Here is an 18,667-nt window from a genome sequence, read left to right as displayed (position 1 = left end):
ACGGCTGGAGCGTACATCAAAAACGAACATATCCAAAAAATTACAAAGCCGCTGGATGCGATCAAAGGAACATCGACCACACCCGAAAATGGGGCGCAAATCACAGCGAGCAGGCTGAGCCAAGCGGCAGCAGTGCTAAGCGAGCTGAGCTCGATCCCGGAAACTGCTGCATCAAGCGGGTGCTCTGGCCGCTGCTCTGGCCTGTGTTCCACGGGATGCAATACGGCTTGCACGAGTTGCACCGGCTCCTGCACGGGGAACTGCACTGGATCTTGTGTGGCATCGTGCGCCAATGATTGCGCTGGCGGATGCAAGGGAAGCTGCCAGGGAACGTGTACGGGAACTTGTACTGGCTCTTGCACTAGAGCGTGTGCGAGCGACTGCTCCAGCACTTGCACGGGGTCCTGCACGGGGCCCTGCACGGGGTCGTGTACTGGCTCTTGCACTAGAGCGTGTGCGAATGATTGTGCCGGCAGTTGTACTGGTTCTTGTACGGGAAGCTGCACTGGAAGCTGCACTGGAAGTTGCACCGGAGGCTGTAACACAACTTGCACGAAGAATTGCGCAAATAACTGTTCTGGTTCCTGCTCCGGCGGATGTTCGGGCGGCTGCTCTGGTTCGTGTGATGGGTGCTCTTCGACTTGTGAGGGCGGCTGTGGAAGCAGCTGTTCTGATAATTGCTCAAGTAAATGTATCCAGCAATGCAGTTCGACGTGTGCGAATGACTGCTCCGGCAGCTGTGTGAACCTTGGTTGTGCATTCAACTGCGGAAGTGACTGCTCTAACCATTGCTCCGGCGGCTGTTCTGGAGGCTGTGGCTCTCAATGCAGAAGCGGCTGTGACGTCTTTTGCACGGGATGCAGTTCAACGTGCGCAGATGACTGCTCCGGATCCTGCAGCGGTGGTTGTAGTGGTTGCTCTGGCTTTCTGTGGAGCAAATCGTGATGAAAGGAGAAATCAAAATGGAGACAACGCTTCATTTTGCACAGAATGCAGATGCAGGAACGGAAGAATCCTATCTCAGGAATCTTCCGCTTCTGAAGCTGCTCGCAAAAGAGAACATTGAAGCAGACGATTGGAGCGTTCTGCTTGCGGCAACGCCGAATAATGAGGACAAGTTGTTGTGGTGTCTTGGTTACACGGGTACCCTCTGTGCGCTGGACGCAACGGACTTTGATGATTGGGTGGTTTACTGCTCTACGGTGGTTCTGTCTGCGCTGGAGGCGTGCGGGGTTGAAGCGCCCGATGAACGGAAGAATCTTCTATCCATCGGGCTGGCGGCGCGCACATTCAATTTTTCTGGCAACCCGGTGACAAAAAATCTGAAATGTGCAGAAACGATTCAAGGCGCGGCAAGCTATAACTGCACTGAGGATGCTGACATTTTTTCGATGTGGTATCTTTTGCAGGTGCTTACTGAGTATCTGCGACTGGACTTCAACGGCAATCTCCGGGAACTGATTGACGCCATGAAAACCATGAACAAGATTCGTGACCGTTACCGTCAGATCGCAGACCGCCTCCCGAAGATGGATGCCTGCTAAGGAGAAGAATATGAAAGCCATTAAATTGACCACGGAGGAAAGCGAAGCAGTGGAGCGAGCTTACTATGAAGCAAGCTCTTTTGAAGCGCTGATGGCGGTTCTGTGCCGTCAGCTTAACGCGGATGCAAATCCGGAAACCGCAAAGGTGATCCGCCATTATGCAGAACTGTGCCGTGCGGCTCAAATGAAGCTGAAGATGGTGCAGGAAATGGTGCTCTCCCGGTATCTTGACCATCAGACGTCGGCGGGTGTGCAGTACAGGTTTGATTTTGTTCGAGAGGAGGTCGTTCTCCTTGAAGCAACGGCGAATTGAGGATTATGGAAACATGGTCCAAAGACTGTACGCGCGCGATACTGCGGCCGAGAACCGCGTCTGTTGCCGGAACATTACGTTCCAAGTGACAAGCGGGTGCAATCTCAGGTGTTCATACTGCTATGAGCACCACAAGAGCGTTGAGCGAATGAGCATCGAGACCGGGCGAAAGGTCGTAGATTACATCCTTGACCTGTACGAGAAAAATGAGTCTGATTTCGTAAATCAGAATACGCGGGCAGTTGTGCTGGATTTTATTGGCGGAGAGCCGTTGCTTGAAGCCGAACTGATTGAGCACATCTGCGACTACTGGTTTTCAGAGTGCTACCGCCGAGAGATTCCGCTTGCGCCGTTCACGAGAATCAGCTTTGCGACGAATGGCAAGTTGTGGTTTTCTCCGGCGGCGCAGCACCTGTTCGCAAAATATCATGAGATGATGTCTGTGACTGTCAGCATTGACGGCATTCAAGAGCTGCATGACAAGTACAGAGTGGATGAGCATGGGGTTGGCAGCTTTTCGCTGGCATGGAAAGCATTTCAGGCAGGAAAAAAGGATTTTGGGTGGCTTACGTCCAAGATGACCTTTGTTCCGGGATCTTTTCAGTACATTGCCGACAGCATCAAAATGATGCTGGATGAGGGATGCGTGGAAATCGCTTGCAACTACGCTTACGAACCTGTCTACACTCCCGAAGATGGCCGTGCACTGTATGAGCAGATGCAGACAGTCTCTGACTACATTATTTCCCGACGAATGGATGTCACGATTACGATGCTGGACGACCTTTTGGGCGGACAGGCCAAGGATGACACTAATTTCTGCGGCGGCACCGGTGCGATGTTGAGCTTTGCGCCGGACGGGTCGGCTTATCCCTGCATTCGATATGCCCCGATTTCCATTGGCGAGGAAAAATCGCAGAAAGTCCGCTTCGGCAGTGTCTATGATGGTCTGTATACCACGGAAGCTCAGCGTCAGGCAAAAGCAGAGCTGGACGCCATCACGCGTACATCCCAATCTCCGCAGGAGTGCTTAGAATGCCCTGTATCGGCTGGCTGTGGCTGGTGTAGCGGCCTTAACTATGAATTATTCGGTACGGCCGATGAACGCTCCACAGCCATTTGTTGGGCGCACAAAGCGCGCGTTCTGGCAAGCTGCTACTATCACAATCGCCGTTATCTGGAAATCGGAGACTGTCTCCCTATCGAGGTGAGACTTCCGGCCGAAGATGGGCTGAAGATTCTGCCCGCCGAGAAATGGGCGGAATTGATGCACATTGAGACGGCGGCGCTTATGAAGTTTGCTGATGAAATCGGGATTAGCTGAAAGGAGGGAGTGCAATGGCAATCCTCATTGCCGATACCAAGCTGGAAACAGAAACTGATGCTTGGTATCAATTTTATGTGGATAAGATGTCTGACATCGCGGACCTGCCTACAAGCCAATCGACGGGTGCATCGTACAAGGTGAAGAGGCTTGCCCGTCCGACGAGCATTGCATACTGCATTGAGATGGCAGCTGTGTATGTTCTGGATGGAGCGGACCAGTGGCGGCTCATGTATGCTTTGCGCGAGGATGTGGCAGACGCTTTGCTGAAAAGCGTTGACGAAATCAAGCAGCTTGTGGCAAACACCAGTGCTTCAGAACAGGCGGCAGCAAATAGCGCTTCCTCTGCTGAAGCCAGTAGGATCGCGGCCAATAAGTCTGAGAAAATTTCCGCCGAATGTGCTTCATCGGCGTCGGCAAATGAACGTGCGTCGAGAGACAGCGCGACAGAGGCACGAGCTGCTGAGGGAAACACGTTGAACTACATGAATAGGACGCTTGATATTGCAAATCAAGCGGCGGGTTCTGCGTCATCCACCAACTTTGCATTTGGGCCGGATGCCGATGGGCGATTCTCGTTTTTTATCCGGAGAAGCAGCTGAAATCACAGATTTCGTGATTTTCTAACAAAAATCAGCTTTGCAGATGTTGGACTGCTATAATCTGAGAAGCGAAAGCAAGCAGCTATGTACATTGTGGCATGGCAACACTATAGCACGATAATCTCCTGCGGTGCTGCTGTGACAATATATTTTTCCATATAAAGGGGGAAAGAAAATGGATGACACATGGGAACTCATCAATCATCCGATGAGCGATGAAACAGGTCAGGCGCTTGCAGATCAAATCAAACGCCAGAATGAGATTCTGAAGGGCATTGCAGCGGGCGACTGTAAGGGAGAGAAAGGCGAAAAGGGTGAGAAAGGAGAGAAAGGCGACACTGGCGAAACCGGTCCGAAGGGAGAGAAAGGCGACACTGGCGAAACCGGTCCGAAGGGAGAAAAAGGCGACACCGGCGAAACCGGCCCGAAGGGAGAGAAGGGCGACACCGGCGAAACCGGCCCGAAGGGAGAGAAGGGCGACACCGGCGAAACCGGCCCGAAGGGAGAGAAAGGCGACACCGGCGACACCGGCCCTCAAGGCCCGAAGGGCGAAGACAGTGCGCCGCCGGATGCCAGCTTGACCATCGCTGGAAGATCGGCAGACGCGAAAGTGGTAGGCGATTTGATTTTGCCGAACCTGACTATTACGGTGGATGCCGGAAGCAATCTGACCATTACGGATGGAACCGGCATCATTACGGCTACGGTGGGCGAGGACGGTGTATACCATACGGCGTTACCTCGCACCGGGCGATGGACGGTGAAGGCAGTGCTGAATGAGTACACTGCAGAGGACAGTGCCGAAACTGAACTGGGTGGGGAGTATACCCTCAAACTTTTCTATGTTCGAGTTTTTGGCGTATGCTGGAATTATGGGGCCAGCTCTACTGTATGCACAAGACTGGGGCAGGAAAATGACCCGAACGGTTTCGTGAACATTGATATCACAAGCGAACCGGTGGCCGCTGTTGGTACCGGCTCTGGCAGTAGTCCCTTTGACGATTATGCCCCGTGGGCCGGTATGCAGGAGTACAACATCGCGAGCAACGCCGTTGGCCCGAAGCAGGGCGAGAACGGCTTCAGCAGGAGCAGCAACGGTGATGTAGTCGTCCACATCCCGGATTTTTGGTACAAGATCGTGGACGACGCCAGTGGAAAAAAGCGGTACTACTACATCGCTGACAAGCAGAAGACCGGGTGGGACAAGCACCCCGGCTCTGGCCGATACGTCGGTCGCTACAATACCGGCTCCGGCCATGTTTCGCGCACCGGAATGTCTCCGCTGGTAAGCATCACCAGAGCATCTGCCCGCAGCGGCGCAAAGAGCAAAGGCTCCGGCTGGTATGAGTACGACTACGCAAGCTGGTGCGCCATCGGCCTGCTCTACATCGTAGAGTACGCCAACTGGGACACCCAGAGCAAAATCGGCAAGGGCTATAGCAGCGGCAGCTCGGCAATTTCCTCCGGCGGTACCGATGTCATGACCTATCATACCGGCAGAGCTTACGGCACGGACGGTGCAACTGCCGTCCAGTACAGGCACATCGAAAACCCGTGGGGCAACGTCTTCGACTGGGTGGACGGCGTAAACTTCAACGGCAGCACGGTCTATGTCTGTACCGACCCCGCGAAATACGCCGATGACACCTCCGACGGATACACCAATGCGGGAACCAGAGCTTCTTCCAGCGGATACATCAGCGCTCTTGGAGCATCCACAACTGCACCGTGGGCTATTTACCCCTCGTCTGCCGGAGGCAGCGAGACCACCTACATCCCGGACTACTCGTGGACTTCGAGCGGCTGGCTTGTGCTGTATGTGGGCGGCTACTGGGGCTACGGCTCGGATGCGGGCCTGTTCTGCTTCGACGGCGACGACAGCTCGTCCAACTCGCGCAGCAGCATCGGCGCTCGACTCCTTTTCGTCCCCTGAGGGGGACTGGGGGCCGCAGCCCCCAGAAGCTTTACAATCATCGATTCCTGCCAAGTGAGGCAGAAACTTAAAAAATAGGGATTCTCTGCGCTCTGCGCTGGCTTGTGCTGTATGTGGGCGGCAACTGGGACAACGGCTCGAATGCGGGCCTGTTCTACTTCAACGGCAACAACAGCTCGTCCAACTCGAACAGCAACATCGGCGCTCGACACCTTTTTCTTCTCCACATTTTGCGCAGGGTCTCCCACACCACATGGTGGAAATTTTCGCAACAGGACGCAGCCTAGTAGACCTCTATGGTTCGGACGGCAGCGAAGCGAAAAAGGAGATGAATCATCCTGTCATGCCGAAAAGAGTAGGCTATTTGTACGATAAGATGCTCGACAAAGACCTCATCCGAGTTGTCATCCTCGATTCGGCTCGCCACAAATACCGGCGACGCGAAGTCAGAAAGGTGCTGACACATCTGGAAAAGTATGTTGAGCGGACTTACAAAATTCTTTCAGAGGGAAGCTATGTTCCGACCCGGCCAAAGCTCAAGACAATTTATGACAACAGCAGCCAGAAGCAGCGGGAGCTGAAGATTGTGCCATTCTGGCCGGACGGCATCGTCCACCGGCTTCTCGTGGAGGCGATGAAGCCTGTCCTGATGCGCGGGATGCACCCATACAGCTGCGCGTCCATTCCGGGGCGGGGCGGCGCAAGGATACGCAAGTACCTTGCTCACGCCATGAGCTGCGACCCCAAAGGGACCAGATATGCCTGCGAGATGGACATCCGACACTTTTACCCGAGCGTCCCAATCCGGAGACTCATCCGCGCCCTTGGCCGCAAAATCAAGGACAAGCGGTTTCTTCGGCTCATCTGGGCCATTCTCAAGAGCTGCGGGCAGGGGCTGGCTATCGGATACTACATCTGTCAATGGCTAGCAAACTTTTATCTGGAAAAACTCGACTGGATGTTAGCTAGGATGCCAGGTGTGAAATATTACACTCGGTACATGGACAACATCACAATGCTCGGGCCAAATAAACGGATGCTGCACAGGGCGCGGGTTGCGGCTGAGAAATTTTTACGAGACGAACTCGGACTTGCGGTGAAAGAGAATTGGCAAGTGTATCGCACGGCCGTTGCCCGAAAAGCGAAAGGTCGCCCCCGGGCGGTGTCTGCGGTCGGATTCCGGTTTTGGCATGGATTTACTACGTTGCGGCGAAGAAATTTTTTGCGGATGCTGCGGCAGGCCAGACGGATACAGAAAAAGCAGAAAATGGGTATTCCTGTATCCGTGCAGCAGGCGGCGGGATTTCTTTCTCGTGCAGGGCAGTTGAATCACTGTAACAGTTTCCGAGTAAAGGAAAAGTATATACGAAGCATCAAAATCAAGCGTCTGAAAGAGGTGATACGAAATGAAAGTAAGAGGCAGTGCAAAGCCGGATGGGCTTTGTATGGTAGAACGCCACCCGCAACGGCCTGAAATCGCCATTGTGAGGCTCTTTGCCAACCCGACCGAATACGAGCAGCTTCAGCAGGAAGCGACCGTAACAGGGTGGGAGTACGAAGAATATCTGCTGGAAGTGCCGTATTATGACGGCCTTGTAGCCGATGTGAATGCTGCGTATGAAGGCTGGCTCGCGCAGGCAAAAGCTGCGGAGGATGCAAAGGATCCCATGGCCAAGCTGATGGCCGCACAGGATAGCACAGATACCCTTGTGGTGGATCAAGAATATCGCCTGACTTTGCTGGAGTTGGGGATGACGGCGGAAGCAGAATGATGAGGTAGAACAATGGAACTGTATGAAGTGTGCGCTCGGATGATTGAGCGCGGCAAAACTAAGGGACTACGTAAGAAGCTGGACGTGTTTTATGCCAGTGGCCGGTTGAGCGAGGAAAAGTATAAGAAGCTCTGCCAGATGCTTGGTGAATGAGGCTGCGAGGAGGTGCTGCATAGTTTTGAGCCGAGAACAAAAACTCGAAGCTCTGCTGGCATCGGCGGTTCGTCTGTTAGATGAATGGGAAGATATCTCTGTTGAGACAGGCGAAGAACCGGAAGGATATGGTGAGCAGAGAGCAATCCTGCAAGCCGAGTATGATGCCATAAGACGTTGAGAGAAGCCGTGCTGGTGGTCAGCACGGCTTTTTTGTTTGAAATGGAGGTGGATTTGTTGATTTCTCCTTATAAAGGCACATTCAGGGTATCACAGGCGTATCGCAACCTGCGGGCGAATGGAACGTACCACCAAGGGTATGATCTGGTAGGTATTAGCGACAAGAACATCTATTGCCCGATTTATGGCACGGTTGTTCGTGCCGGCTGGGAATGCGCGACACTCCCGAAGAAAGGCTTCGGCCAGCGTGTTGTGGTCCGGATCGGCACGACTGCCTACTATATGTATTTTGGACACCTGTCCAAAATCAGCGTGACCGCAGGCCAGAAGTTGAAGCCGGGCGACCTTATCGGTGTCGAGGGAAGCACGGGCCACAGTACTGGAAGCCACCTGCACTGGGAAATTCGCATCAATGACATTAAGACGGGCTATGTGTCGGTGTATCATTATGCAGGAATCCCCAATATGCCCGGTTCGGCAGCGTATACGTCTAACTGGGAGGCTGAAATCTTCGGCCCCGGAAATCTGAAAAAATCGACCAGCGGTTATCCGCAGCGGCTATACAATGCCGCGCTTCAAGGAGCGCTGGGCATCAACCAAGACGGCATCTTCGGTGCAAACACTGAAAAGGCCGTCAAGGCGTTCCAAGCAGCGCACAATCTGACTGCGGACGGCATCGTTGGAACGCAGACAAAGGCGGCGCTTTCTAAGCTGCTTTGAGAAAGGGATAAGGTATGAACACTGCTACTATCATTACGGTTGCTATTATGGCTGTGGCGTTGGTCGTTGTTGCGGCCTGCATGATTCGTCTGGGATACAAGGCTCTGCTGGCCGAATGGGCGATTGAGGCCATCACCAAGGCCGAAAAAGAGTTCGTTGGCACCAAGCTGGGCGAAGCCCGTTTGGCGGTTGTCGTGTCGTGGCTGCGCGCAAAGGTTCCTGCTCCTTTGCGTTTTCTGGTCACGGACAGCCTGATTCGGAAGGTGGTGCAGGTGACCTTTAATGCAGCCAAGGCAGGGCTGGAGGTGCTGAAGGATGCTTAAATGGTGCGTGGAATGGCTCTTAGACCGTCTCCCCGTCACGAGATGGATCGAATTGCTGACACTCACCGACGACTGAAAGGAGGATACAGGTGCTTGCAGGAACAGCCGAAGTGTTTACTGTCACCGTTCCGGCATGGCTCTTGGCGGCGCTGGCGTTCTTAGGAACTGTTTTGGGCGGCGCGATTTCCTTTGCCGTGAATCAGCTTCTTATCAAGGGCGCGGCGGACCGTGCGGCCAAGAAGCGCGAAAAGGAAGATGAACAACGCCGTGAACGGTATATTTTGCAGATGGACAGCCGCAAGGCTACATTCGACCTGCTATCCTGCATTTGTGCCGGCATTGAGCGGATGGAAACGGAAACTGGGCAGATTTACTGGAACGGAGAGCTGAAACGCGGTCTCTCCCATTTGGAAGGCGTGGATGAACGGTACAGAGAATCAGACCAGCGGCAGCTTGCTGAACTGAATACTCGGAACAAATGACAACACCCCCGTCACCTGTCAGATGAAAAGTCGAAACAGGTGACGGGGGCGTTTTTTTGCTTTTATGCAATAAAGAATCACAAAATTCGTGATAATCTAACAATTCCCTGATTTTTCCAGAAGAAAAGAATATCTTTTATTGTAAGGAGCGAGCGAGTATATGATTAGAATTTTACTGTCCAAGAAGCTAGGCGAGCTGAAATGGACGCAAGTAGATCTGGCACGCGCCACAGGCATTCGGCCGACTACAATCAGTGATTATTACAACGAAATCGCGGAGAGGATGAATCTGAATCATTTGGACCTCATCTGCGAAGCGCTGGATTGCGAACCGGACGAAATACTTGTACGTGTTCCAAATCCTGAACCAAGGGTAAGGAATCGTACTGGCTTTGAGAAACCCGCGACGGAATCAAAAGTTGGTATATAAGGGAAAGGGCGGCTTTCGGGCCGTCCTTTTTCTGTTGCGTGACATTTGTATGAAACAAATGCATTATAATAATGTATATAGCAGTTGAATGGAGCATTTGATGGTCCGCCGGGGTGAATTTTGTGCCACCTTGAAAAAAGTACGGTTTTGTGGTATTCTTTATGTGACAAATGATTTATTCAAGTGTTATATAAAAGTAGGTGAGCCGATGGGAGAGAATAAGACGCCGCAGGAGTTGGACTTTGAGCGGAAGCATGAAGAGTATCTGCATCGGATTCAGAATCTTCGCCTTATCGACGATAACTTTATGACGAAGGTTTTTGAAGATAAAGAGTGTTCGGAGTTTCTGCTTCAGGTGATTTTAGACCGTGATGACCTGACAATCCGTGAAGTTCACAGTCAATACGCCTTGAATAATATTCAAGGTCGCTCGGCCCGACTGGACATTCTAGCTGTGGATGAGCAGAATAAAGCCTATAATATCGAGATCCAGCGCAACGACCGTGGCGCAGAGGTCAGACGAGCCCGTTACAACAGCGGCTTGATGGATGCCAATATTACGGAGCCGGGTGACCGTTACGACCAGCTATATGAGACCTATGTGATATTTATTACTGAAAATGATATTTTGAAAGCGGGTCTTCCAATTTATCATATCGAACGGACAATCCAAGAAACGGGAATGCCGTTCGGAGACGGAGCACATATTATTTATGTGAACTCTCAAATCAAGGATGATACCAAGCTGGGCCGTTTGATGCAGGATTTTACATGCACAAACCCGGATGATATGAATTATCCGGTACTGGCGCAGCGGGTACGCTATTTCAAAGAGGACACGAAAGGAGTGGCAACTATGTGCAGAGCTTTTGAAGAAGTAAGAGAAGAAGCGCTTCGCGAAGGAGAGCGTAAAAAGGCATTGAAAAGCGCATTGGAAATGTTGGCAGATGGCGTTCCTTGTGACAAGGTTGCCAAGTATACGGGTTTGACGATTTCGGAAGTAGAAGAACTTGTTGGCAAAAAGCCCGCTTGAACAATGTGCTATCTGATTGCGAAAAATAAGAATGGGCATGGTTGCTATGCGCTGAAAACGACACATGGTAAGGCGCTCGTTGAATTGAAACGTGGACTTAATAAGACAGCAGCTCCAAAGGGAATCCAGCTGGTGACAATCAGCCGTCCGAATGCGTATGGTGAGTATGCACCATACCATTTTGTACGTGATGAAACCGAATTTGCACACGCGGTTCACGAATTGTGCAAGTGAGAGCGGCAACTATGTGCAGAGCTTTTGAAGAAGTCAAAGATCTCGATACGAAGCGGTCTGCTTGATGGCGTGACATCATTTTGACAGCAATTTTCGTTGTAGTCAAAAACACACAATGGACGGAGCGGAAAATACACTTCGCCAAACTGGGAAACTGTACCTGTTACAACCAGAAAATAGCTTTCCAGAATCGAGCTCGAGTAATCTGCAAAACCTGAAAAGTATTGATACAATGCGATATTTTGAGAACCAAAAGGTGCTCTGATACTGCTTTGATACTATCAGACGATTATTCATAAAGAGAGACATGAAAATGCCCTCTGAGAAACGGTAAGTTTTTCAGAGGGCATTTTTGTGTCTTTTATTCTTTACGCCACTTTTTCTTCGGCTCGTACCGGCCGCAGCCGTCGGCGGTCTGTGGCCAGTTGAGCTTCCATTCCAGATACTCTTCCTTGGTGATCTCGCCCTCCCGGAGCTGCTTCTTACGGAGCTGCCACTCCTTTAAGAAGTCATCCAGCAGACGATACCGGAAACTGACTGCCATGTGCTTTTCAGGGAGATCCGGGTCGGTGGTGTCTGTGACCTCGTAGAGCCGGGTGCCGGGATAGTGCTCGTCCAGCTCGAACAGGGTGTACATCACATCCTCTGCGGCGTACAGGGTCGGCTCATAGAGGGAACGGTAGTTCACATCCAGTACCTCCGCAATCTTGCGGAGCAGCTCTTCTTTAGGAGTGCGGGTGTTGCTTTCGTATTGTGCGATACGGATGTCTGCGCTTTTCTCCTCAAACCCGATGGCAATGCCCAGTTCTTTCTGGGTCATACCTCGGAGGTTACGGGCACGTTTGATGCGGTCACCGACTGCCATGCGATTGCCTCCTGACTTAAACATATTTGTTGAACCCAGTATAGCACAGAAAAACAGGAGGTGCAATAGAAAATAAACAAAAAAGTTTAAGATTTTACCCAAAAGCCTCTTGACTTAACGAAATATGTTTAGTATAATGAGAATGCAAAAAGATAAGCAAAAATGCTTAGTAAAATTGAATGACCGCCAAACTGACCCAAACCGCCAAGACCTTCCGAAAGGAAGCGAGCGCTCCGTAAGGGGACGGCACAGCACCGCAAAGGGGATATGCCTGCCGGAAGTCAGCGAGGATGAAGCGGCACCGAAACGAAACCGACAAGGAAAGGACAAAAAATGGCAAATAGCATTTTTATCAAGGCAGACGAGCTGGCAAAGGAGCTGGACATCTCGCAGGGTCTGGCGTACAAGATGATTGCCCAGTGGAACGAGGAACTGAGGGCCAAGGGCTACACGACCGTGGGAGGCCGTGTAAGCAGGAGGTACTATCAGGAGAAGATCTACGGGGCAGGAGAGGAGTGATAAGATGCCAGCCTACAAAGACAGCAGGCAAGGCACATGGTACGCTTCCTTCTACTTCGAGAACTGGCAAGGTGTGAAGCAGAAGAAGCTGAAACGGGGGTTTGCCACCAAGAAGGACGCTCTGACGTGGGAGCGGGAGTTCCTTCTTCAGCAGGCGGCAGACCTGACCATGACCTTTGAAGCCTTCGTGGAAATTTATATCACGGACAAGAAAAAGCGACTCCGGGAAAACACCTGGTCTGTCAAGGAGCATATCATCCGAACGAAAATCTTACCGTACTTCAAAGAAAAGCGGCTCAGCGAGATAAAGCCACGGGATGTGATCGCATGGCAGAACGAGATGCTGAACTACCGGGACAAAAACGGCAAGGCCTACTCGCCGACCTACCTCAAGACGCTGCATGGACAACTCAGTGCCATTCTGAATCACGCCGTCCGGTTCTATGGGCTGAAATCAAACGCAGCAGCCACAGCCGGGTGCATGGGGTCAGAAAAGCACAAGGAAATGCTTTTCTGGACAAAGGAAGAGTACCTCAAATTCGCAGAGGTCATGATGGACAAGCCGCAATCCTACTATGCGTTTGAAGTGCTCTACTGGTGTGGCATCCGGGAGGGCGAGCTGCTGGCTCTGACTCCGGCAGACTTCGACTTGGACAAGGGGCTGCTTTCCATCACCAAATCCTATCAAAGGCTGAAAGGCCGGGATGTGATCACCGACCCGAAAACACCCAAGAGCGTCCGGGTCATCCAGATGCCGCAGTTTCTGACGGACGAGATCAGGGACTATCTGAAATCCTTCTACAAAGTCCAGCCGGATCAGCGGATCTTTGAGGTGACCAAGAGCTACCTGCACCACGAGATGGACAGGGGAGCCAAGGAGGCCGGGGTGAAGCGGATACGAATCCACGACCTACGGCACTCCCATGTATCGCTGCTGATCGAGATGGGCTTCTCGGCTCTGGCAATCGCAGACCGGGTAGGGCATGAGAGCGTGGACATCACCTATAAGTACGCCCACCTCTTCCCCTCGAAGCAGCAGGAGATGGCGCAGAAGCTGGACATGGAGCGAAGGGAGGGATGAAGATGGAACGAGTGCTCGACCAGCAAGGCCGCTGGCGGAACAAGGTGGTAGCCTTCCGAATGTCCCCGGAAGAGGACGAGGTTCTGGAAGCCAAAGTAAAGCTCTCCGGGCTGACCAAACAGGAGTATATCATCCGCCGCCTGACCGACCGGGAGATCACCGTGGTAGGCAACCCAAGGGTCTACAAAGCCCTGCGAGACCAGATGAAGCTGATCTATCAGGAATTGCAGCGGCTGGCCGTGGATGAAGAGGTACCGCCGGACTTGCTGGAGACCCTGCAAATGGTGGCTCTGACGTTAAATGGACTTAAGGAGGAATGCGAATGACGGACAATAGAAAAACGACTGTACCGGGTGCATCTGTTGGCGCAGATGCGGTACAGTCGTCTCAAAAAACTAGAACTAATATTATAACAAATTCAGACAAGCAAATCAATCTGCAAGCCGCGAAAAAGTCAAACAATTTCGGGCTGAACACGGTATCAATGACTGAACTGTACGACACAGTATATCCACCCCGAAAGCCCATCGTGAACGACCTGCTGTACAGCGGCACCTACCTCTTTGTAGGAGCGCCCAAGGTGGGCAAGTCCTTCTTCATGGGGCAGCTTGCCTACCATGTGGCGATGGGGCTTCCGCTGTGGGAGTACGAGGTGCATCAGGGAACAGTCCTCTATCTGGCCTTGGAGGACGATTACGCCCGGTTGCAGCGGCGGCTCTCCCGGATGTTCGGGGTGGAGGAGACCAGCAATCTCTACTTCGCAACGCAGGCCAAGTCCGTGAGCGAGGGACTTGACCAGCAATTAGAAGGCTTCATCCGGGAGCACCCGGATGTACGGCTCATCATCATCGACACCCTGCAGAAGGTGCGGGAGATCGGCGGTGACAGATACAGCTACGCCAGCGACTATGAGATCGTGACCAGGCTGAAAACCTTCAGTGACAGGTATGGCATCTGCCTGCTGGTGGTTCATCACACCCGGAAGATGGAAGCCGAGGACAGCTTTGATATGATCTCCGGCACCAACGGTCTGTTGGGTGCAGCGGATGGCGCGTTCATCATGCAGAAGAAGCGGCGCACGGACAACACCGCACTACTGGACATCGTGGGGCGTGACCAGCCGGATCAGGAGCTGACATTGGAGTTTGACCGGGAACGCTGCGTGTGGGAGTTCCAAGGAGCCGAAACGGAACTCTGGAAGCTGCCGCCCGACCCGCTTCTGGAAGCGGTGGCAAAGATGCTCAGCCCGGAACAGCCGGAGTGGAGTGGTACGCCCACGGAACTGCTGGAACGTCTGTCGGGTGTGAGCATACAGGCAAACATCCTGACCCGGAAGCTGAATGTGAGTGCCGACAGGCTCTATAACGACCATGGAATTCGGTACGAAAGCAGGCGCACCCATGAGGGCAGAGTGGTCAAATTGATGCTGGAAAATTCTGGGGCGTGACGATTCGTGACGGTTGTGACGGTATTTTTGCTACTATGTAAAATACCGTCACAATCGACACAACCGACACGGAATGGTGATAATGATGAAAAATGTGCAAATTTCACAAGAACTTTTCGTCGCATTGCTGCATTATCATTTGAGCGGCGAAAATGAGTACGAAGAAGTTATTGAACAGGGTTTGGAGCAAAAATTGGATGCGATGCTGCGGCATGAGCTGTATGCCCAGTACAAGACCGCACCCACCGAGGAACAGCGGGAACAGGCCCGGCAGGAGTATCTGGACAGACGAGGTGTGCCAGAAAGCTTCCGCTGGTGAGTCCCTCTATTGGCAGTGGACAGGAGCGTGTCACGCTCCTGTGAGAAGCAATTAGGCAGGAAGGTGGTGTTGGGGAGGGCAACGGCGAGGTGTAGCGAAACCCCGTCCGTAGACGGAAGCCCCCGGCAGGGCGCAAAGGCATCTTTTGATGGACGGAACGTCTGTCAAAAGTGCTTTTGCGTTACTTTCGACGAAAGTAACAAAGCCTTTGCCGTGTCCGGCACCAGTTACTTCCACAGAGAAAGGACGTGCGATTGAAAAGAACCATTTCCGCAATGCGGGGTCCCGGCTCCCTCAACCATAACCGGAGAAGTTTCACCGCTGAAAACGTAGACCCGAAGCGCAGCAGCCTGAATGTCGTGTACCGGGATGAGCCGATTCAGAAGGTGTACCACGAACTGTTTGACGAGGCAGTGAAGCGTTACAATGCCAAGCAGAAGCGCAAGGACCGCTGTATCACCGACTACTATGAGCACCTGCGGACAGGCAAGCAGGAAAAGCTTTTCCATGAGCTGATCGTCCAGATCGGCAACAAAGATGATATGGGTGTCCTGACCGAGAATGGCGCACTGGCAAAGGAACTGCTGGACGAGTATATGCAGGGCTTCCAAGAGCGGAACCCGACACTGCGGGTGTTCGGGGCTTTTCTCCACATGGATGAAGCTACGCCCCATCTGCACATCGACTTCGTGCCGTATGTGTCCGGCTGGAAGGGCAAAGGACTGGACACCAAGGTGTCCCTGAAGCAGGCGCTGAAAGCCTTGGGCTTTGCAGGCGGTTCTAAACGGGAATCCGAGCTGAACCAGTGGATCAACGCCGAGAAAGAGCAGCTTGCCGCCGTGATGGAGCGGCACGGCATCGAGTGGGAACAGAAAGGCACCCACGAAGAGCACCTGTCTGTACTGGACTTCAAAAAGCAGGAGCGTAGTAAAGAGGTAGCGGCTCTGGAAGCAGCCAAGCAGGAGTGCCAGACCGACCTGATCGAGATGCAGGAGCAACTGGAAACAGCGCAGACAGCCGTAGAAGCCGCTGAACAGCGGGTACAGAAAGCAGAGCTGACCTACCAGAAGCAGAGCCAGAAGCTGAACAAGCTGGCTCCCATTATGGATGGGCTGGAAAACCTGTCAGCACAGTATTCCCAGCGGCCAGAGGAATGGGTGCCGGAGGCAGGTACCTTTGAAACGGCCAAGAGCTACCGAGAAAAGAAAGCCGTGCCGCTCATCAAAAAGCTGGTGCAGGTGATCTTCTCGCTGCATCGGAAGTATTGGGAGATGAAGCATGACCGTGACAAGTATCAGAGCTTCTACCGCAGTGAAAAGGATGCGATCCGGAATCTGAAAGAGCGTCTGGAACAGGCCGAAGCAGAGAATGAACGGCTTTATGCGATAAAACGTGACTTTGAAAGAGTGTGGAACTACTTCGGTGCGAAAAAGATGAATCAGGCCATTGGACTTATGAGGGAGCAGGAGCAGACAGCAAAGCAAGACCAGCAAGAGAATCGTAAGAACAGTATAGAACTGTAAGTGCAAAGCAGTAGAACCCCCGTCAGCCCAACGCTGGCGGGGGTTCTGTACATATCAGACGGTTCTTTAATCAAAAAGTTCCGGGGCAACATCGGACAAAGAGAAGCCGGGAATGTCATTCTCAGCCTTGTAGGTACCATCTTCGGCCAGAAACTCGACCTTTGCAAAGTCTTCAACTGGAATTTCGGATTCACGGACATACCAGTTCCGATAATCGTCCGCAGTCTGTTTCAGGGTGGAGGCAATGCTGCGGTCAGCATTGTACTTGTCGTAGAAAGCTCGCCAAGGCAGATACCGCCAAATTTTACCCTCGGTCTTGATGGTGATGCGGCACATGATTTTATCGTTGGACAGACCGGTATTTTTGGCACCTGCACGGTCGTTAGCTGTCATCCAGACAACAGGGTGGTAGTTTTCGTATTTGTCAACAGCTTTAACACCAATTTCGTGTCCATTAAAGAACATCGGTTCCTTATGGAAAGTCGCGTTATCATATTTCAAATTTGAGGGTGCTAAAACCAGCTTCCCGGTGGCAAGAATCATCCGATACTTGATAAGGCTGGTGTAGTGATACAGATTTTCGGGCAGTTTAGTCTTTTTTGCACGTATCGTTTTAAAAAAGTGTTGATAACTACGATTGAATAGTATATAATAAAGGTAGGAGAGGGGAATCGCAGGTGAAAAGACTATTTGTAATGACCGCCGGATTTGAAAAGTCATGGGAACATATGGGGCTTGGCGATGAAGAATTGCGGGAGCTTCAGAATGTTTTGCTCGAAAATCCGGATGCTGGAGATGTGATTCCTGACTTGGCAGGAGCACGTAAAATCCGGATTCCATTGACCGGACGAGGAAAGTCTGGCGGTGGGCGCGTGATTTATGTGGATGTTGTGGTGAAGGAGCAAATTTTCTTGCTCCTTGCTTATCCCAAAAATGTGCAGGCGGACATGAACCCTGCACAGAAGAAAATTATTCGTAATTTGATTGAAACCATAAAGGAGGCTTGACTTATGGAAAACTTCGATTACTTTGACGCTTTGAAGGAAAGTCTTGAGCAGGCCGTTGACTACACAAAGGGCGATAAAAGCCGTTGCCGTACAGTGGTGCGGGAAACGCCGATTCCTGCATATAAGGCAGATGATGTGGCCCGGACGCGCAAGGAACTAAAACTTTCCCAGAGAGGACTTGCAACGGCGCTTGGTGTTTCTCCGAGAACAGTTGAGTCGTGGGAGGCCGGAAAAAATGCACCGTCTGGTGCTGCACAACGGCTGCTCTATCTGTTTGAATGTGATCACACGTTGGTGGAGCGCTTGGTGGCTCGCTGAGATTGAGTTTTTATCGACAGGGTATGATATCGCTTTGACGGCAATTTCCTGCACACTCAAAGTCACACAATAAACGAAGTGTGCCATTGCACCAAACAGGCTCGTGCCAATCAGATGTCGGAACGGGCCTGTCAGAGTAACATTGGGTGGAGTAGCACCTTGGCACATTTAATTTTGATGTCATATTTTAATATTGCGAAAGAACTTTTCCAAAAAAGCATTGACAGGCCTGGGGCTGGTATGGTATTATATGAGCGGACAAGAAGAAAGCCCCCAGATGACAGTTCCAGCTGTATCTGAGGACTTCCCACGTACGATCATAATAGACGCATTGTTATGATACCAGATTTCTGGGCTTTTGTCAACGTGGGCTTGTACTATCTCAAAGAAGGAGGACGAGTGCATGTCCATGTATTTTTATGTGAACAGCAACGCTCAGCCGAACGGTGACCATGAGGTTCACCGCTCGGACTGTAGTTGGTTGCCGAGTGCGGAGAACAGGGTCTACTTAGGCTGTTTCAGTACCTCGCGGGAGGCTGTTAATG

General features: G+C 52.0%; 25 protein-coding genes. 23 read left to right on the top strand and 2 right to left on the bottom strand.

Annotated elements, in window-relative coordinates; translation table 11 throughout:
* The first annotated feature begins 962 nt into the window (after positions 1–962).
* The 15 genes from MTP42_RS09400 to MTP42_RS09325 all read left to right on the top strand — a co-directional run bounded on the left by MTP42_RS09400 (position 963) and on the right by MTP42_RS09325 (position 11,043).
* Complete coding sequence (locus tag MTP42_RS09400) at positions 963–1,544, top strand: hypothetical protein (protein ID WP_022257313.1); 582 nt, start codon at positions 963–965, stop codon at positions 1,542–1,544.
* Positions 1,545–1,554: 10 nt separating this feature from the next.
* Positions 1,555–1,857, top strand: coding sequence for a hypothetical protein (locus MTP42_RS09395; RefSeq protein WP_158401596.1), 303 nt, complete (start codon positions 1,555–1,557; stop codon positions 1,855–1,857).
* A gap of 13 nt (positions 1,858–1,870) precedes the next feature.
* Positions 1,871–3,181, top strand: coding sequence for a radical SAM protein (locus MTP42_RS09390; RefSeq protein ID WP_242981555.1), 1,311 nt, complete (start codon positions 1,871–1,873; stop codon positions 3,179–3,181).
* A gap of 14 nt (positions 3,182–3,195) precedes the next feature.
* Positions 3,196–3,783: a hypothetical protein gene (locus tag MTP42_RS09385; protein WP_158401598.1), complete on the top strand. Its 588-nt coding sequence runs from the start codon at positions 3,196–3,198 to the stop codon at positions 3,781–3,783.
* A 175-nt stretch (positions 3,784–3,958) separates the two neighbouring features.
* On the top strand, positions 3,959–5,716 hold the full coding sequence (locus MTP42_RS09380; RefSeq protein WP_249257200.1) for a collagen-like protein: 1,758 nt from the start codon (positions 3,959–3,961) through the stop codon (positions 5,714–5,716).
* Positions 5,717–5,969: 253 nt separating this feature from the next.
* Entirely contained in the window at positions 5,970–7,190 is a 1,221-nt protein-coding gene (locus MTP42_RS09375) for an RNA-directed DNA polymerase (protein ID WP_158401600.1), read from the top strand.
* Positions 7,162–7,488: a hypothetical protein gene (locus MTP42_RS09370; protein ID WP_158401601.1), complete on the top strand. Its 327-nt coding sequence runs from the start codon at positions 7,162–7,164 to the stop codon at positions 7,486–7,488. Before MTP42_RS09375 ends, MTP42_RS09370 begins: the two co-directional genes overlap by 29 nt.
* 12 nt (positions 7,489–7,500) lie before the next feature.
* The gene (locus MTP42_RS09365) at positions 7,501–7,641 is read left to right on the top strand and encodes a hypothetical protein (protein ID WP_187156359.1); all 141 of its coding nucleotides are present in this window, start codon (positions 7,501–7,503) and stop codon (positions 7,639–7,641) included.
* A gap of 25 nt (positions 7,642–7,666) precedes the next feature.
* Positions 7,667–7,822, top strand: a complete 156-nt coding sequence (locus MTP42_RS09360; RefSeq protein WP_187156360.1) for a hypothetical protein — start codon at positions 7,667–7,669, stop codon at positions 7,820–7,822.
* Between the two features lie 8 nt (positions 7,823–7,830).
* A complete protein-coding gene (locus tag MTP42_RS14700) occupies positions 7,831–8,541 on the top strand; it encodes a peptidoglycan DD-metalloendopeptidase family protein (protein WP_330221136.1) in 711 nt (236 codons plus the stop codon).
* Positions 8,542–8,555: 14 nt separating this feature from the next.
* Complete coding sequence (locus tag MTP42_RS09345) at positions 8,556–8,864, top strand: hypothetical protein (protein WP_158401603.1); 309 nt, start codon at positions 8,556–8,558, stop codon at positions 8,862–8,864.
* Positions 8,865–8,953: 89 nt separating this feature from the next.
* Positions 8,954–9,346, top strand: a complete 393-nt coding sequence (locus tag MTP42_RS09340; RefSeq protein ID WP_158401604.1) for a hypothetical protein — start codon at positions 8,954–8,956, stop codon at positions 9,344–9,346.
* A 160-nt stretch (positions 9,347–9,506) separates the two neighbouring features.
* Positions 9,507–9,776: a helix-turn-helix domain-containing protein gene (locus MTP42_RS09335; RefSeq protein WP_249257199.1), complete on the top strand. Its 270-nt coding sequence runs from the start codon at positions 9,507–9,509 to the stop codon at positions 9,774–9,776.
* 88 nt (positions 9,777–9,864) lie between these two features.
* Positions 9,865–10,809: a PD-(D/E)XK nuclease family transposase gene (locus MTP42_RS09330; protein WP_347543988.1), complete on the top strand. Its 945-nt coding sequence runs from the start codon at positions 9,865–9,867 to the stop codon at positions 10,807–10,809.
* A gap of 3 nt (positions 10,810–10,812) precedes the next feature.
* Positions 10,813–11,043: a DUF6718 family protein gene (locus MTP42_RS09325; protein ID WP_158401605.1), complete on the top strand. Its 231-nt coding sequence runs from the start codon at positions 10,813–10,815 to the stop codon at positions 11,041–11,043.
* 361 nt (positions 11,044–11,404) lie between these two features.
* On the opposite strand, the gene MTP42_RS09320 is transcribed toward MTP42_RS09325, so the two are convergent.
* Complete coding sequence (locus MTP42_RS09320; protein ID WP_097774840.1) at positions 11,405–11,908, bottom strand: helix-turn-helix domain-containing protein; 504 nt, start codon at positions 11,906–11,908, stop codon at positions 11,405–11,407.
* Positions 11,909–12,241: 333 nt separating this feature from the next.
* Between MTP42_RS09320 and MTP42_RS09315 the strand changes: the two genes are divergently transcribed.
* The 6 genes from MTP42_RS09315 (at position 12,242) to MTP42_RS09290 (ending at position 16,797) form a co-directional block, all read left to right on the top strand.
* Complete coding sequence (locus MTP42_RS09315) at positions 12,242–12,427, top strand: hypothetical protein (RefSeq protein WP_015538532.1); 186 nt, start codon at positions 12,242–12,244, stop codon at positions 12,425–12,427.
* Positions 12,428–12,431: 4 nt separating this feature from the next.
* Positions 12,432–13,508 carry a site-specific integrase gene (locus tag MTP42_RS09310; protein ID WP_249257198.1) on the top strand — a complete coding sequence of 359 codons (1,077 nt, stop codon included), beginning with the start codon at positions 12,432–12,434 and terminating at the stop codon, positions 13,506–13,508.
* Positions 13,505–13,834, top strand: a complete 330-nt coding sequence (locus MTP42_RS09305) for a plasmid mobilization protein (RefSeq protein ID WP_015538530.1) — start codon at positions 13,505–13,507, stop codon at positions 13,832–13,834. Before MTP42_RS09310 ends, MTP42_RS09305 begins: the two co-directional genes overlap by 4 nt.
* A complete protein-coding gene (locus MTP42_RS09300) occupies positions 13,831–14,955 on the top strand; it encodes an AAA family ATPase (protein ID WP_249257197.1) in 1,125 nt (374 codons plus the stop codon). Before MTP42_RS09305 ends, MTP42_RS09300 begins: the two co-directional genes overlap by 4 nt.
* Positions 14,956–15,040: 85 nt before the next feature.
* Entirely contained in the window at positions 15,041–15,274 is a 234-nt protein-coding gene (locus MTP42_RS09295) for a complexin-2 (RefSeq protein WP_097778380.1), read from the top strand.
* A gap of 254 nt (positions 15,275–15,528) precedes the next feature.
* A complete protein-coding gene (locus MTP42_RS09290; RefSeq protein WP_442899434.1) occupies positions 15,529–16,797 on the top strand; it encodes a plasmid recombination protein in 1,269 nt (422 codons plus the stop codon).
* Between the two features lie 66 nt (positions 16,798–16,863).
* Here the strand turns inward: MTP42_RS09290 and MTP42_RS09285 are convergent, their stop codons facing one another.
* On the bottom strand, positions 16,864–17,190 hold the full coding sequence (locus tag MTP42_RS09285) for a hypothetical protein (RefSeq protein WP_249257196.1): 327 nt from the start codon (positions 17,188–17,190) through the stop codon (positions 16,864–16,866).
* A gap of 284 nt (positions 17,191–17,474) precedes the next feature.
* Here MTP42_RS09285 and MTP42_RS09280 point away from each other — a divergent pair, with 284 nt between their 5' ends.
* Positions 17,475–17,804, top strand: coding sequence for a type II toxin-antitoxin system RelE/ParE family toxin (locus MTP42_RS09280; protein WP_143406023.1), 330 nt, complete (start codon positions 17,475–17,477; stop codon positions 17,802–17,804).
* A gap of 3 nt (positions 17,805–17,807) precedes the next feature.
* On the top strand, positions 17,808–18,122 hold the full coding sequence (locus MTP42_RS09275) for a helix-turn-helix domain-containing protein (RefSeq protein ID WP_097838609.1): 315 nt from the start codon (positions 17,808–17,810) through the stop codon (positions 18,120–18,122).
* The last annotated feature ends 545 nt before the right edge of the window (positions 18,123–18,667 follow it).

This window comes from Faecalibacterium sp. I2-3-92 (genome assembly GCF_023347315.1).
Classification (GTDB): domain Bacteria; phylum Bacillota; class Clostridia; order Oscillospirales; family Ruminococcaceae; genus Faecalibacterium; species Faecalibacterium duncaniae.
This window is presented reverse-complemented; position numbering and strand designations above follow the sequence as displayed.

Excerpts from the sequence above, each read along its gene's own strand:
- MTP42_RS09400 (WP_022257313.1), top strand. The coding sequence starts at position 963 with ATGGAGACAACGCTTCATTTTGCACAGAATGCAGATGCAGGAACGGAA.
- MTP42_RS09395 (WP_158401596.1), top strand. The coding sequence starts at position 1,555 with ATGAAAGCCATTAAATTGACCACGGAGGAAAGCGAAGCAGTGGAGCGA.
- MTP42_RS09390 (WP_242981555.1), top strand. The coding sequence starts at position 1,871 with ATGGTCCAAAGACTGTACGCGCGCGATACTGCGGCCGAGAACCGCGTC.
- MTP42_RS09385 (WP_158401598.1), top strand. The coding sequence starts at position 3,196 with ATGGCAATCCTCATTGCCGATACCAAGCTGGAAACAGAAACTGATGCT.
- MTP42_RS09380 (WP_249257200.1), top strand. The coding sequence starts at position 3,959 with ATGGATGACACATGGGAACTCATCAATCATCCGATGAGCGATGAAACA.
- MTP42_RS09375 (WP_158401600.1), top strand. The coding sequence starts at position 5,970 with ATGGTGGAAATTTTCGCAACAGGACGCAGCCTAGTAGACCTCTATGGT.
- MTP42_RS09370 (WP_158401601.1), top strand. The coding sequence starts at position 7,162 with ATGGTAGAACGCCACCCGCAACGGCCTGAAATCGCCATTGTGAGGCTC.
- MTP42_RS09365 (WP_187156359.1), top strand. The coding sequence starts at position 7,501 with ATGGAACTGTATGAAGTGTGCGCTCGGATGATTGAGCGCGGCAAAACT.
- MTP42_RS09345 (WP_158401603.1), top strand. The coding sequence starts at position 8,556 with ATGAACACTGCTACTATCATTACGGTTGCTATTATGGCTGTGGCGTTG.
- MTP42_RS09335 (WP_249257199.1), top strand. The coding sequence starts at position 9,507 with ATGATTAGAATTTTACTGTCCAAGAAGCTAGGCGAGCTGAAATGGACG.
- MTP42_RS09330 (WP_347543988.1), top strand. The coding sequence starts at position 9,865 with ATGGAGCATTTGATGGTCCGCCGGGGTGAATTTTGTGCCACCTTGAAA.
- MTP42_RS09325 (WP_158401605.1), top strand. The coding sequence starts at position 10,813 with ATGTGCTATCTGATTGCGAAAAATAAGAATGGGCATGGTTGCTATGCG.
- MTP42_RS09320 (WP_097774840.1), bottom strand. The coding sequence starts at position 11,908 with ATGGCAGTCGGTGACCGCATCAAACGTGCCCGTAACCTCCGAGGTATG.
- MTP42_RS09315 (WP_015538532.1), top strand. The coding sequence starts at position 12,242 with ATGGCAAATAGCATTTTTATCAAGGCAGACGAGCTGGCAAAGGAGCTG.
- MTP42_RS09310 (WP_249257198.1), top strand. The coding sequence starts at position 12,432 with ATGCCAGCCTACAAAGACAGCAGGCAAGGCACATGGTACGCTTCCTTC.
- MTP42_RS09305 (WP_015538530.1), top strand. The coding sequence starts at position 13,505 with ATGAAGATGGAACGAGTGCTCGACCAGCAAGGCCGCTGGCGGAACAAG.
- MTP42_RS09300 (WP_249257197.1), top strand. The coding sequence starts at position 13,831 with ATGACGGACAATAGAAAAACGACTGTACCGGGTGCATCTGTTGGCGCA.
- MTP42_RS09295 (WP_097778380.1), top strand. The coding sequence starts at position 15,041 with ATGAAAAATGTGCAAATTTCACAAGAACTTTTCGTCGCATTGCTGCAT.
- MTP42_RS09285 (WP_249257196.1), bottom strand. The coding sequence starts at position 17,190 with ATGACAGCTAACGACCGTGCAGGTGCCAAAAATACCGGTCTGTCCAAC.
- MTP42_RS09275 (WP_097838609.1), top strand. The coding sequence starts at position 17,808 with ATGGAAAACTTCGATTACTTTGACGCTTTGAAGGAAAGTCTTGAGCAG.